This window comes from Streptomyces sp. NPDC001568, assembly GCF_042893755.1.
Taxonomy (GTDB): Bacteria; Actinomycetota; Actinomycetes; order Streptomycetales; family Streptomycetaceae; genus Streptomyces.
The window spans coordinates 263,861-277,121 of the sequence record NZ_JBIAVF010000006.1 but is presented as its reverse complement, the minus strand read 5'-3'; the positions used below and the strand labels follow the sequence as shown (position 1 = coordinate 277,121).

Here is a 13,261-nt window from a genome sequence, read left to right as displayed (position 1 = left end):
GAGCAGTCGGTAACCTGCGGCGCATGACGCTTCCTCCGCACGCCGCCCGACGCTGCTGGCACACGGCCGTCAACCCGCTGCACTCCACGATCTACTTCTCGCCCGACCTCACCACCGAACTCGCCGCCCTCGGCGTCACCCATCGCGTCGCCGTCAACCTCGCGACCCGATCCGCCGCCATGGGCGCCGTCGGCCCCGGCGCGGTGACCGCCACCTTCTACAACTACCGCCACGACCTGGTCGCCGCGCACCTTCCCGCCGTCTGGGACGTCGCCACGCCCGAGCAGGTCCTCGCCGCCCGGCTGCGCGCCGCCGACACCACCCTGCGCCGCCTCCTGGGGCCCGCCGTCATCGACTCGGCCGAACTGTCCGAGGCCGCGGACCTGGCCATGCGCGCCACCGAGGGCTGCACCCGGCACGCCCGCACCCTCTACGCCGCCCACGCCGACCTGCCCGTACCGCAGGAGCCGCACCTGCGCCTGTGGCACGCCACCACCCTGCTGCGCGAGCACCGCGGCGACGGACACCTCGCAGCCCTCCTCCTCACCGGCCTCGACCCGCTGGAGGCCCTGGTCAGCCACACCGCCACCGGCCGCGGCATGACCCCGAAGTGGGTCAAGAGCATCCGCGGCTGGCAGCAGGACGACCTCGACGCCGCCGCCGCCCGACTGCGCGCCCGCGGCATCCTGGAGCCCGACGGCGAGCTCACCGACGAGGGCCGGGCCGTCCGCGAACGCCTGGAGACCGAGACCGACCGGCTCGACGCGGCCCCGTACGAACACCTCGGCGCGCAGGGCCTCGCCCGACTCGCCGAACTGGGCGGTGGATTCGTCCAGCGGGCCATCGCGGCCGGGGCCTTCCCCCGCGACCTCTTCGGCAAGGCCTGAGGGGTTCCCGCCGTCCGCCGCGGTCACCTGCCACAATTGGCAGCCTTCCACGCAAACGAAGGCAGGCGGGACCGCACAGTGACGATGTCCATCGAAGGCAGGATCGCCGAGGAGCTCGGCGTACGGGAACGGCAGGTCAAGTCCGCCGTCGAGCTGCTCGACGGCGGTTCCACCGTCCCGTTCATCGCGCGCTACCGCAAGGAAGCGACCGAGGAGCTCGACGACGCCCAGTTGCGCACCCTGGAGGAGCGGCTGCGGTACCTGCGCGAGCTGGAGGACCGGCGCGCGGCCATCCTCGAATCCGTACGGGAACAGGGCAAGCTCGACGACGCCCTGGAGGCCCGGATCAACGCGGCCGACACCAAGGCCCGGCTGGAGGACATCTACCTCCCGTTCAAGCCCAAGCGCCGCACCAAGGCCCAGATCGCCCGTGAGGCCGGCCTGGAACCCTTGGCCGAGGGCCTGCTGGCCGACCCCTCGGTCGAACCGGCCGTCGTCGCGGCCGCGTTCGTCGACGCGGACAAGGGCGTCGCCGATCCGGCCGCCGCGCTGGAGGGCGCCCGCGCCATCCTCACCGAGAAGTTCGCCGAGGACGCCGACCTGATCGGTGAGCTGCGCGAGCGCATGTGGGGCCGCGGCCGGCTCGCCGCCAAGGTCCGCGAGGGCAAGGAGGAGGCGGGCGCCAAGTTCGCCGACTACTTCGACTTCGCCGAGCCCTTCACGGACCTCCCCTCGCACCGCGTGCTCGCCATGCTGCGCGGCGAGAAGGAGGACGTCCTCGTCCTGGACCTGGAGCCGGAGGAGCCGTCCGAGGTTCCCGGGCCGTCCACCTACGAGGGCATGATCGCCCGGCGCTTCGGCATCGCGGCCCCCTCGGAGCACGCCCGTCCCGGCGACAAGTGGCTGACCGACACGGTCCGCTGGGCCTGGCGCACCAAGGTCCAGGTGCACCTCGGCATCGACCTGCGGTCCCGGCTGCGCGCCGCCGCCGAGGACGAGGCCGTACGCGTCTTCGCGGCGAACCTGCGCGACCTGCTGCTCGCCGCCCCCGCCGGCACCCGCTCCACGCTCGGCCTGGACCCTGGCTTCCGTACGGGCGTCAAGGTGGCCGTCGTGGACGCGACCGGCAAGGTCGTCGCCACGGACGTGATCCACCCGCACGTGCCCGCCAACCGGTGGGACGAGTCCCTCGCCAAGCTGGCCCGCCTCGCGAAGGAACACGCGGTCGAGCTCGTCGCCATCGGCAACGGCACGGCCTCCCGCGAGACGGACAAGCTCGCCGCGGACCTCATCACCCGCCACCCCGAACTGGGCCTGACGAAGGTGATGGTCTCGGAGGCGGGTGCCTCCGTGTACTCCGCGTCGGCCTTCGCCTCGCAGGAACTCCCGGGCATGGACGTGTCGTTGCGCGGCGCCGTCTCGATCGCCCGCAGGCTCCAGGACCCGCTGGCCGAGCTCGTCAAGATCGACCCGAAGTCGATCGGCGTCGGCCAGTACCAGCACGACCTGTCCGAGGTGAAGCTCTCCCGCTCCCTCGACGCGGTCGTCGAGGACTGCGTGAACGGCGTCGGCGTGGACGTCAACACCGCCTCCACGCCGCTGCTCTCGCGGGTGTCGGGCATCAGCGGCACCCTCGCCGAGAACATCGTCGCCCACCGCGACGCCAACGGCCCCTTCCGCAGCCGCAAGGGCCTCAAGGACGTGGCCCGCCTCGGCCCGAAGGCGTACGAGCAGTGCGCCGGCTTCCTGCGGATCCGCGACGGGGACGACCCGCTGGACGCCTCCGCCGTGCACCCCGAGACGTACCCGGTGGTCCGGGCGATGGGGAAGACCGCGGGCGGTGACGTCGCGGCGCTGATCGGCAACACGTCCGTCCTGCGCTCCCTGCGACCGGAGGAGTTCGTCACCGAGGCCTTCGGCCTGCCGACGGTCGGCGACATCCTGCGCGAGCTGGAGAAGCCGGGCCGCGACCCCCGCCCCGCCTTCAAGACGGCCACCTTCAAGGAGGGCGTGGAGAAGATCGGCGACCTGACCCCCGGCATGATCCTGGAGGGCGTCGTCACCAACGTGGCCGCCTTCGGCGCCTTCATCGACATCGGCGTCCACCAGGACGGCCTGGCGCACGTCTCGGCCCTGTCGAAGACCTTCGTCAAGGACCCGCGGGACGTGGTCAAGCCGGGCGACATCGTCCGCGTCAAGGTCATGGACGTGGACATCCCGCGCAAGCGGATCTCGCTGACCCTGCGGCTGGAGGACGAGGCCGGGGCCGAGCGCGGCGCCGGCGCGCCGAGGCAGCGCGAGGAGCGCCGGGGCGGCGGCCGACCCCCGCAGCAGCGCGGCGCGGCGAACCAGGGCGGCGGCCAGGGCGATGGCGCCCGACGCGGCGGCGGCCAGGGCGGCGCGGGTCAGGACCGCCGGGGCGGCCAGGGCGGCCAAGGGCAGCGCGGCGGATCGGGCGCGGGGCAACGGCAGGGGGGCGGCTCCGACGCGGGCAGGCGGGGCGGCGCCCCGGCACCCGCCAACAGTGCCATGGCCGACGCCCTGCGCAAGGCGGGTCTGACCGGTCCCGACGAGCGTCGCAAGCGGACCTGAGACCGGTCCGCCCCGGCTGTCGGGAATGGCCGGATAGGTACCCCGCCCCGGTGGGGGCCTTGCCAAGCCCCGAGCGGAATCGGTAGGCATGGTGGAACACCCGTTCGTCCCGTGCGGACGGGTGTTCCGTCGTACCCCTCCGGGACCGCCTTCCCGAGGCCGCCTCAAGGCACAGGACCTGATGTCGATGCCCCCGCACGCCTACCGACGCTGCCCGAGAAAGGGTTCGAAGAGGGACCACATGCCCCATGGGGATCTCAGCCTCCGCAAACGGTGCGAGTTCATTCTCGGCCATATGGATCTGCCCCATCCGTTCTCGCTCGACGGACTGTGCGCACGCGTCGCCGAACAGCGAGGCCGCCCCATCCGGTTGCACCCCCTGCCGCCCGAGGCCGCCGAATCCGGGGTCTGCGGCCTGTGGGTGGGTACCGCGAGCGTCGACCACGTCTTCTACGAAGCCCGCACCACCCCGCTGCACCGGGAGCACATCGTGCTCCACGAGCTCGGCCACATCCTCTTCGGCCACCACTCCCTCGACGGCGAGGAGGCCGACGGCCGGGCACCGGTGGTCCTGGGCCGCACCAACTACACCAGCCTCCAGGAACGGGAGGCGGAACTGCTCGCGAGCATGATCCGCACCCGTACCACCGGTCCCCGCCGCCCGCGGCCGGCCGGCGCGCCCCGGGGCGCCCTCGCCCGGCTGGAATCCGCGATGGGCTACGAGCGGGGTCCGCGCGATGGCGGCTGACCTCGCGGCCCTCGGGGACTGGCTCGCCGTGCCGAGCGTGGTGTGCCTGTGGGTGGCCGTGCTGCTGCGCGCCCCCGGCGCCCTGCGCTCGCCGCAGCAGCGCGGACTGTGGCTCGCCGTAGCCACCGCCGCCGCCGCGATGACCCTCAACCTGCCCGCGGTCGTCGCCCACGCCATGAGCCGCGACCCCGGCTACGCGCACACCGTCGGCCTCGTCCGCAACCTCATCGGCGTGCTGTCCGCCGGCGCCGTGCTCTACTTCGTCGCCGCCGCCACCGGCGGGCGCGCCCTCCAGCGCGCCGCCTGGGTCGGCACGCTGCTGTGGTCGGCCGCCCTGCTCACCCTGGACGCCACCGCGCCCGACCACGGCACCCACACCATCCCGCCCACCGGCGACCCGGCACCCTCCCTCGCCTACTGGCTCGTCCTGATCTCCGCCCACCTGATCGCCAACACCATCTGCGTCCGGGTCTGCCGGCGCTACAGCCGGCGTACGGAGAGCCGCGCCCTGGCCGCCGGGCTGCGACTGTTCGGCCTCGGCACCGCCCTCGCCGGGCTGTTCTGGTTCGCGTACCTCCTCAAGGCCCTGTTCGGCAGCACCTGGGCGATGCCCGCCCTCCCCCTGCTGATGAACCTGCACGGCCTGCTGCGGGCCGCCGCGATCCTGGTGCCGACCCTGTTCACGCTGCGCCGCACCACTTCCGACGTCACCACCGCCTGGCGGCTGTGGCCGCTGTGGCGGGACCTCGTCGAGGCCGTCCCGCACGTGGCGCTGACGCCGCCCCGGGCCGGCCGGGTGCTGGAGCTGTTGTGGCCGCCGCTGCCGCGCGGCCTGCTGGTCTACCGCAAGGTCATCGAGACCCGCGACGCGATCATGGTGCTCGGCGAGTACGTGGACCGGGGCGTGCCCGAGCTCGCCCGCAGCCACGTCGCCGGAAGCGGGATCCCCGAGCAGCGGCGGACGGCCGCCGCCCTGGCCTGCGTACTGAAACAGGCCCGACAGGCGAAGCTCGCCGGAGAGCCCGGCCGGCCCGGAACCGGAGCCCTGGAACTGCCCGCCGAGATCCGGACGTCCGCCGAGGGCGGGGACCTGGAGGGCGAGGCGGGGTTCCTGGTCGACGTGGCCCACGCCTGGGCCGCGCCCGACACCGCCGCCTTCACCGCGCCCCGGGCCGCCCGCTCGTCCGACAGCCCCAACCCGTAGGAAGTGCAACCGCCTTGACCACCGTTTTGATCACCGGCGCCGGCGCCGGCATCGGCGCGGCCTTCGCGCGCGGCTTCGCCGCCAAGGGCTGCGACCTGATCCTCGTCGCCCGCGACAAGGCCCGGCTGGAGTCCGTGGCCGCCGAACTCGGCCGCGAGTTCGGCGCCGACTGCGAGGTGCTGCCCGCCGACCTGCTGGACGCGCGGCAGTGCGCGGCCGTCGCCGAACGGCTCGCCGACCCGGCCCGGCCCGTCGACGTCCTCGTCAACAACGCCGGGTTCGGACTGCCCGCGCCCTTCCCGTACAACCCCGTCGAGGACGAGGAGCGGATGCTCGATCTCCTCGTGAAGGTCCCGCTGCGCCTCACGCACGCCCTGCTGCCCGGCCTGCGCGCCCGCCGCCGCGGCGCCGTGCTCAACGTGGCCTCGGTCGCCGGGCTGCTGCCGACCGGGACCTACGGGGCCGCCAAGGCCTGGGTGACCGCCTTCAGCGAATCGCTGCGGGTGGACATGGAACCGTACGGGGTCCGGGTGCTGGCCGTGGTGCCGGGCTTCACCCGCACCGAGTTCCAGGAGCGGGCCGGCATGGACGTCAGCGCGCTGCGCGACGCGGTCTGGCTGGAGCCCGAGGCCGTGGTGGCCAAGGCCCTGCGCGACCTGGCCCGGCGCCGACCGATCAGCATCACGGGCCGCCGCTACCAGGCGTACGCCCTCGCCGCCCGCCACCTGCCGCGCGACTTCGTCGCCCGCAGGATGGCCCGCACGCGCCGCCCGCCGACCGGATCCGAGGCGTGAGCGCGAGGCCGCCGCCGCTACAGCTCGGTGACCTTGCCGTCGACGACCTCCAGGCGCCGGGTCACGTGGACGGCGTCCAACATGCGGCGGTCGTGCGTGACCAGCAGCAGGGTGCCCTCGTAGGCGTCCAGGGCGGCCTCCAACTGCTCGATCGCCGGCAGGTCGAGGTGGTTCGTCGGCTCGTCGAGCACGAGGAGGTTCACCCCGCGCCCCTGGAGCAGCGCCAGCGCCGCCCGGGTGCGTTCGCCGGGGGAGAGGGTCGCCGCGGTCCGCAGGACGTGCGCCGCCTTCAGACCGAACTTGGCCAGCAGGGTGCGCACCTCGGCCGGTTCGGTGTCCGGAACCGCCGCGCAGAACGCCTCCAGCAGCGGCTCGTCCCCGAGGAACAGCCCGCGGGCCTGGTCCACCTCACCGACCAGGACGCCGGAGCCGAGGGTCGCCGCGCCGGAGTCCGGCGCGAGCCGGCCCAGTAGGACCGCGAGCAGAGTGGACTTGCCGGCCCCGTTGGCCCCGGTGATCGCCACCCGGTCCGCCCAGTCGATCTGCAGGCTCGCGGGACCGAAGCCGAAGTCCCCGCGCCGCACCGCCGCTTCGCGCAGGGTGGCCACCACCGAGCCGGAGCGCGGGGCCGCCGCGATCTCCATGCGCAGCTCCCACTCCTTGCGGGGCTCCTCGACGACGTCCAGCCGCTCGATCGCGCGCTGCGTCTGACGGGCCTTCGCGGCCTGCTTCTCGCTGGACTCGCCGCGCAGGTTCTTGCCGATCTTGTCGTTGTCGGAGGACTTGCGCCGGGCGTTGCGCACGCCCTTGTCCATCCAGTTGCGCTGCATCTGGGCCCGACCTTCGAGAGCGGCCTTCTTGCCCGCGTACTCGTCGAACTCCTCACGGGCATGGCCCCGGGCCCGCTCGCGCTCCTCCAGGTAGGAGTCGTAGCCGCCGCCGTAGAGGTTGATCTGCTGCTGCGCCAGGTCGAGTTCGAGGACCTTGGTGACGGTCCGCGTCAGGAACTCGCGGTCGTGGCTGATCACGACGGTGCCCGCGCGCAGCCCCTTGACGAACTGCTCCAACCGCTCCAGACCGGCCAGGTCCAGGTCGTTGGTCGGCTCGTCCAGCAGGAACACGTCGTACCGGGACAGCAGCAGCGAGGCCAGGCCGGCGCGGGCGGCCTGGCCACCGGACAGCGCGGTCATCGCCAGGTCCAGGCCGACGCCGAGGCCGAGCTCGCCGGCGACCTCCTCGGCCCGCTCGTCGAGGTCGGCGCCGCCGAGGTTCAGCCACCGGTCGAGGGCGTCCGCGTACGCGTCGTCCGCGCCCGGGGTGCCGTCCACGAGTCCCTGGGTGGCCGCGTCCAGCTCGGCCTGCGCGGCGGCGACACCGGTACGCCGGGCGAGGAAGTCCCGGACCGATTCGCCGGGGCGCCGCTCGGGCTCCTGCGGCAGGTGACCGACGGCCGCACCGGGCGGGGAGAGCCTCAGCTCACCGGTCTCCGGGGCGTCGATCCCGGCCAGGAGCCGCAGCAGGGTCGACTTCCCGGCGCCGTTGACGCCGACCAGTCCGATGACGTCGCCGGGCGCGACGACGAGGTCGAGATCGGCGAAGAGCGTGCGCTCACCGTGCGCTGCGGTGAGGTTCTTGGCGACGAGGGTTGCAGTCATGATGCCCCGATCCTATCCGCGCCCGCGGGAGCCTCAGGCGCCGATCAGCCGTAGCCCCGCCCACAGGGCCGCCACCGCCGCCACCAGGCCCGCTGGGGTGGTGAGCAGCCCCAGCCGGGTGAACTCCCCGAGCCCGACGCGTTCGCCGTGGCCGTGCAGGATCCGCCGCCACAGCAGCGTGGCCAGCGACCCCGCGTACGTGAGGTTCGGGCCGATGTTCACCCCGATCAGCACGGCCAGCACCGGCCCCGCCCCACCCGGCGCGGCCAGCGGCAGCAGCGCGAGCACGGCGGGCAGGTTGTTGATCAGGTTGGCGAGGACGGCGGCCACGCCGGCCACGGCGAGCAGCGCGGGCAGCGAGTCCCCGGCCGGCAGCACCCGCTCCAGCCCGTCGCCGAGGCCGTGGTCCACCACGGCCCGTACGACGACGCCCAGCGCGAGCACGAACACGCAGAAGGCGGGCGCGGCCGACGCCACCAGCCGGACCGGCGTGGTCTCGCGGCGCCGCAGGGCCCGTACGGCCAGCACCACCGCCCCGGCCAGCGCGGCCCAGGCGGGACTCGCCCCCGCGAAGGAGGCGACGGCGAAGCCGGCCAGGGTCAGGACCAGCACCGCGAGCGCGAAGCGCGGCATCGCCACCCGCTCCACGGTGTCCGGGGCGTGCTCGGGCGGGGCCGACAGATCGGCGCGGAAGAAGCGGCGGAACACCACGTACTCCACGCCGATCGCCACCACCCAGGGCAGCGCCATCAGCGCGGCGAACCGGGTGAAGGACAGCCCGCTCGCCGCGAAGGCGAGCAGGTTGGTCAGGTTCGACACGGGCAGCAGCAGCGAGGCCGAGTTCGCCAGGTGCGCGGTGGCGAAGACGTACGGTCGCGGTCGCGCTCCGAGGTGGGCGGCCGTCGCCAGGACCACCGGCGTCAGCAGCACCACGGTGGCGTCCAGGCTCAGCGCGGCGGTGACCAGCGAGGCCACCACGAACACCGGGCCCAGCAGCGTCCCCGGCTCCCGCCCCGCCGACCGCCGGGCCACGGCCGCCCCGACCGCGCGGAACAAGCCCTCGTCGGCGCACAACTGCGCGAGGACCAGGATCACCGCCAGGAACCCGACCACGGGCAGCAGCTCCCGCAGCTGCCCCCAGGCGTCGGCGGGGGAGACCACGCCGAGGGCGACGAGCAGGGCTGCGGCCGGAACCGCGGCCGCCGCCTCCGGCAGCCCCCGCGGGCGCAGCACGGCGAAGGCCAGCACCCCGAGGAGGGCGGCGACCGACAGGGACTCGGCGAGGACGGTGTTCAGGGAGGTCTCCGGGGCGGGGCGGCCGGGATCCGGGAGGGGACCTGCGGCGGGGGCGTTCCGGAAGGATCGCACGGTCGGGGGCATGGCCGGATAGGTGGGATGCCCGTCATTGCGGCCATCGGGGCGAGGTCACACCATGGAGGCATGACGCTGCGAAACGTGCTCGTCGTCCTCTACGACGGGGTCCAGAGCCTGGACGTGACCGGCCCGGTCGAGGTGTTCAGCGGCGTCGCCCGATGCCCCGGCGAGGGCGGCTACGCGATCACCACGGTGTCCCCGGGCGGCGCCCCGGTACGGACGAACAGCGGACTGACCCTGGTCCCGGACGGGGACCTGGAAAGCGCCCGCCCCGGCCCGGGAACCACCCTGCTGGTGCCCGGCGGGCAGTACTCGGCCCGGTGCGAACCCCGGGTCACCGACTGGCTCCGCGCGCACGGGGGACGCGCCGAACGGCTGGTGTCCGTGTGCACCGGCAGCCTGCTGCTCGCCGAGGCCGGGCTCCTCGACGGCCGGCGGGCCACCTCGCACTGGGACGTGTGCGCGCGGATGGCCCGGGACTACCCGGCGGTGACGGTGGACCCGGACCCCATCCACGTCCGCGACGGCTCCGTGGCCACCTCGGCGGGGGTGACCGCCGGGATCGACCTCGCGCTCGCCCTGGTGGAGGAGGACTTCGGGCGGGACGTGGCCCTGCTCATCGCCCGGCACCTCGTGGTGTTCCTGCGCCGACCCGGCAACCAGGCGCAGTTCAGCGCCCAGCTGGCCGCCCAGACGGCCCGCCGGGATCCGCTGCGGGACGTCCAGCAGTGGATCACCGAGCATCCGGGGGGCGACCTCGGCGTGGAGGCCCTCGCCGCCCGCGCCGCGCTCTCGCCGCGGCACTTCGCCCGGGCCTTCCGGGCGGAGACCGGGGTGACGCCGGGCCGGTACGTGGAGCGGGTCCGGGTGGAGCACGCCCGGCGGCTCCTGGAGGACGGCCGGGACGGGATAGCGCGCATATCCCGCGAGTGCGGCTACGGCACCCCCGAAGCGCTCCGCCGGGCGTTCGTCAGGGCGTTCGGGCAGTCCCCGGCCGAGTACCGCCGCCGCTTCGGCCCCCGACCCGTCGCGCCCGGGCCCTGACCGCGACGGAACACGGCGAACCGACGGATACGACGCAACACGCAGCGACCGACATCCGCACCCGACATCCCCACCCGCACCCGACGCCCGCACCCGACTACCGGACCAGGAACCGGTCCGGTCCGCCCGACCACAGCTCCGGAGGAGCCATGCAGATCGCCGTACTGCTCTACGACCGCTTCACCGCCCTCGACGCCATCGGCCCCTTCGACACCCTCGGCCGGCTCGACGGCGCGGAGACCGTCTTCGTGTCCGAGCGCCCCGGGCCGGTGCGGACCGACAACGGTTCGCTCGCCCTCGTCGCGGACCGGGCGCTGGGCGAGGTGACCCGCCCCGACATCGTCGTCGTGCCCGGCGGCCCGCACCCCGAGTTGGAGATGAAGAACCCCGTGGTCCTCGACTGGCTGCGCGGGGTCGACGCCACCACCACCTGGACCACCTCGGTCTGCACCGGTTCCCTGCTGCTGGCCGCCGCCGGGCTGCTCGACGGTCGCCGGGCCGCGAGCCACTGGCTCTACCTGGAGCAGCTGGTCCCCTTCGGCGCCGAGCCCACCGGCGAGCGGGTGGTGTACGACGGCAAGTACGTCACCGCCGCCGGGGTGTCGTCCGGCATCGACATGGGCCTCGGTCTGCTGGGTCGGATCGCCGGGGACACGTACGCGCAGACCGTGCAGCTGATGTGCGAGTACGATCCCCAGCCGCCGTACGACGCCGGTTCCCCGGACAAGGCCCCGGCCGACATCGTCGCCAGGCTGCGCGGCGCCGGGCCGAAGGCGACGGCCTAATCCGCGGTCGGCGGACCGAAGACCGGAGCCCGGCGCTCCAGGAACGCGGCGACGCCCTCCACGGCGTCGCCGCTCGCCGCGGCCCGCTGCGCCCAGTGGGCGTCACGGTCGGTGCGTCCTTCCACGAACTCCTTGGCCGCCGCCTGGGTCAGCCAGGAACGGGTGGTCAGGACGCGGGTGAACTCGGCCACCCGCTTGTCGAGTTCACCGGCGGGCAGCAGCTCGTTCAGGAACCCGGCCCGCAGGGCCTGCTCCGCGTCGATCAACTCGGCGGAGAACAGCAGGTACTTGGCCCAGGCCGGGCCGACGACCGAGGTCAGTCGCCGGGTGGAGGAGGCCGGATAGACGATGCCCAGCCTCGCCGGAGTCACCCCGAAGGTGGCCCCCTGCTCGGCGAAACGCAGGTCGCAGGCCGCCGCGAGCTGGCTCCCGCCGCCCACGCAGTGCCCGCGGATGGCGGCCAGGGTGGGCTTGGGGAACGCGGCGAGGGCCTCCTCCGCCGCCACGGACAGCGCCCGGGGGTCGTCGTCCCCGGTGAGCGAGGAGATGTCGGCGCCCGCGCAGAAGGTGCCACCGGCCCCGGTCAGCACCAGCACCCGTACGGCGGGATCGGCCGCGAGCCCCGGCAGCAGCGCGGGCAGCGCACGCCACATCGCGGCGGTCATGGCGCCCCGCTTGGCGGGGTGCGAGATGACGACGGTGGCCACCCCGTCGGCGACGGTGTGGGAGAGGGTTGCGTCCCGGGCTGCGTCCATGCGCCGGATGCTATCCGGGCCCGCCGATCCCATGACCAAGGGGGAGTCCCACCCCGGGGGGTCAGGGAGGACGAGGGAGCGGGCGGGCCGGACGCGGCGGACGGGGCGCGGGAGACCGTCCGCGAAGCACCCGGACCGGATCAGGAACCGTCCAACAACTGACTCTGTCATACGCCAGTGGTCAGAAAGTGTCCGATTGACGCTGACTTCTGGTCAGGGGTCCGGTCCGGACCAGGCTGTTCCCCACTCTTGACGCGTGGAGACGATCGAGCGCGAAGACGGGGGCCGGAAAATGACAGACAGCGGGAACGTCCCGCCAGCCGGGGGAGGTGAGGCGCCTGCTCCGGCGGACCCCCTCGCGTACGAGGGAGTGTGGCGCTTCACGGCGCCGGCGGTAGAAGAATCCGTTCCGCAGGCCCGCCGGGCGGTCCGTGACCTGCTCGGCCGACAGGGGGTGCCGGCCCATCAGGACCTGGTGTACTCCCTGTTGCTGATCGTTTCCGAACTGGTGACGAACTCCGTGCGGCACGCGGCCCTGCTCTCCCCGGAGGTGGCCGTCGAGGTCGCGGTGGGTCGCGATTGGGTACGGGTGGCCGTCGAGGACAACCACCCCTACCGCCCCAAGGCGCTGGAGGCCGACTTCGGCCAGACCGGCGGCCGGGGCCTGCTCCTCGTCCGCGAGGTGACGCTGGAGGCCGGTGGCGTCTGCGACGTCGAGCACACCTCGACGGGCGGCAAGGTGATCTGGGCCGCCCTGCCCCTGACCACCCCGCGCACCCCCACGGCCTGACCGGGCCGTGGCGCCCTACCAGCCCGCCGCGTCGCCGGTCAGCTCACGGATCGCGGGCCGCGCCGCGTCCAGCACGGTCATGAACCAGGCCGAGAACGGCAACTCGGCGTGCCGCTTCGCCAGTTCCCCGGCGGTGACGAACGCGGTGTCGCCGACCTCCTCCGGATCCGGCTTCGGCGCGGCCTGCGCGAGTCCCACGAACAGGTGGTTGTACTCCTGCTCGACCAGCCCGGACGCGGGGTCCGGATGGTTGTACCGCACGGTCCCGGCCTCCGCGAGCAGCGACGGGGACAGCCCCAGCTCCTCATGGGTGCGCCGGGCCGCCGCCGCGAACGGGGACTCGCCCGGGTAGGGGTGACCGCAACACGTGTTCGACCAGACGCCGGGGGAGTGGTACTTCCCGAGGGCGCGCTGCTGGAGCAGCAGTCGGCCCTGCTCGTCGAAGAGGAACACGGAGAACGCCCGGTGCAGCAGACCGGGGGCCTGGTGGGCGGACAACTTCTCCGCCGTGCCGATGGTGTTGCCGGCTTCGTCGACCAGTTCGAGCATGATCGCTTCCGGAGTGCCGGCGCCGGGGAACCCGCTCTGCGCGGCGGTGGCTGGTGTGGTCGGCATACCCATCCTTCGCTTCGG

At 73.9% G+C, this 13,261-nt stretch carries 12 protein-coding genes; 8 read left to right on the top strand and 4 right to left on the bottom strand.

The features are described from left to right. Positions 1-23 precede the first annotated feature (23 nt). The 5 genes from ACFY0I_RS13645 to ACFY0I_RS13625 all read left to right on the top strand — a co-directional run bounded on the left by ACFY0I_RS13645 (position 24) and on the right by ACFY0I_RS13625 (position 6,225). Positions 24-887 (top strand): hypothetical protein, encoded by an 864-nt coding sequence (locus ACFY0I_RS13645; protein WP_388894051.1) that lies wholly within the window; start codon positions 24-26, stop codon positions 885-887. Positions 888-965: 78 nt separating this feature from the next. Then, entirely contained in the window at positions 966-3,479 is a 2,514-nt protein-coding gene (locus ACFY0I_RS13640; protein WP_388894049.1) for a Tex family protein, read from the top strand. A gap of 295 nt (positions 3,480-3,774) precedes the next feature. After that, positions 3,775-4,227 carry a hypothetical protein gene (locus ACFY0I_RS13635; protein ID WP_388894046.1) on the top strand — a complete coding sequence of 151 codons (453 nt, stop codon included), beginning with the start codon at positions 3,775-3,777 and terminating at the stop codon, positions 4,225-4,227. Then, positions 4,217-5,431: an MAB_1171c family putative transporter gene (locus tag ACFY0I_RS13630; protein WP_388894043.1), complete on the top strand. Its 1,215-nt coding sequence runs from the start codon at positions 4,217-4,219 to the stop codon at positions 5,429-5,431. Before ACFY0I_RS13635 ends, ACFY0I_RS13630 begins: the two co-directional genes overlap by 11 nt. Positions 5,432-5,445: 14 nt before the next feature. Continuing rightward, the gene (locus ACFY0I_RS13625) at positions 5,446-6,225 is read left to right on the top strand and encodes an SDR family NAD(P)-dependent oxidoreductase (protein ID WP_388894041.1); all 780 of its coding nucleotides are present in this window, start codon (positions 5,446-5,448) and stop codon (positions 6,223-6,225) included. 17 nt (positions 6,226-6,242) lie between these two features. Here the strand turns inward: ACFY0I_RS13625 and ACFY0I_RS13620 are convergent, their stop codons facing one another. Together ACFY0I_RS13620 and ACFY0I_RS13615 are read right to left on the bottom strand one after the other, a co-directional pair. Further along, a complete protein-coding gene (locus tag ACFY0I_RS13620) occupies positions 6,243-7,880 on the bottom strand; it encodes an ABC-F family ATP-binding cassette domain-containing protein (RefSeq protein ID WP_388894038.1) in 1,638 nt (545 codons plus the stop codon). A 33-nt stretch (positions 7,881-7,913) separates the two neighbouring features. Further along, complete coding sequence (locus ACFY0I_RS13615) at positions 7,914-9,176, bottom strand: SLC13 family permease (RefSeq protein WP_388894435.1); 1,263 nt, start codon at positions 9,174-9,176, stop codon at positions 7,914-7,916. Between the two features lie 144 nt (positions 9,177-9,320). On the opposite strand from ACFY0I_RS13615, the gene ACFY0I_RS13610 reads away from it, so the two are divergent. Further along, positions 9,321-10,298 carry a GlxA family transcriptional regulator gene (locus ACFY0I_RS13610; RefSeq protein ID WP_388894035.1) on the top strand — a complete coding sequence of 326 codons (978 nt, stop codon included), beginning with the start codon at positions 9,321-9,323 and terminating at the stop codon, positions 10,296-10,298. Positions 10,299-10,447: 149 nt separating this feature from the next. Beyond that, positions 10,448-11,083, top strand: a complete 636-nt coding sequence (locus tag ACFY0I_RS13605) for a DJ-1/PfpI family protein (RefSeq protein ID WP_388894033.1) — start codon at positions 10,448-10,450, stop codon at positions 11,081-11,083. Here ACFY0I_RS13605 and ACFY0I_RS13600 read toward each other — a convergent pair. Further along, on the bottom strand, positions 11,080-11,838 hold the full coding sequence (locus tag ACFY0I_RS13600) for an enoyl-CoA hydratase/isomerase family protein (RefSeq protein WP_388894031.1): 759 nt from the start codon (positions 11,836-11,838) through the stop codon (positions 11,080-11,082). The genes ACFY0I_RS13605 and ACFY0I_RS13600 overlap by 4 nt on opposite strands. A 292-nt stretch (positions 11,839-12,130) precedes the next feature. On the opposite strand from ACFY0I_RS13600, the gene ACFY0I_RS13595 reads away from it, so the two are divergent. Further along, positions 12,131-12,628, top strand: coding sequence for an ATP-binding protein (locus ACFY0I_RS13595; RefSeq protein ID WP_388894028.1), 498 nt, complete (start codon positions 12,131-12,133; stop codon positions 12,626-12,628). A gap of 15 nt (positions 12,629-12,643) precedes the next feature. Here the strand turns inward: ACFY0I_RS13595 and idi are convergent, their stop codons facing one another. Further along, the gene (idi, locus tag ACFY0I_RS13590; protein ID WP_388894025.1) at positions 12,644-13,243 is read right to left on the bottom strand and encodes an isopentenyl-diphosphate Delta-isomerase; all 600 of its coding nucleotides are present in this window, start codon (positions 13,241-13,243) and stop codon (positions 12,644-12,646) included. Positions 13,244-13,261 lie beyond the last annotated feature (18 nt).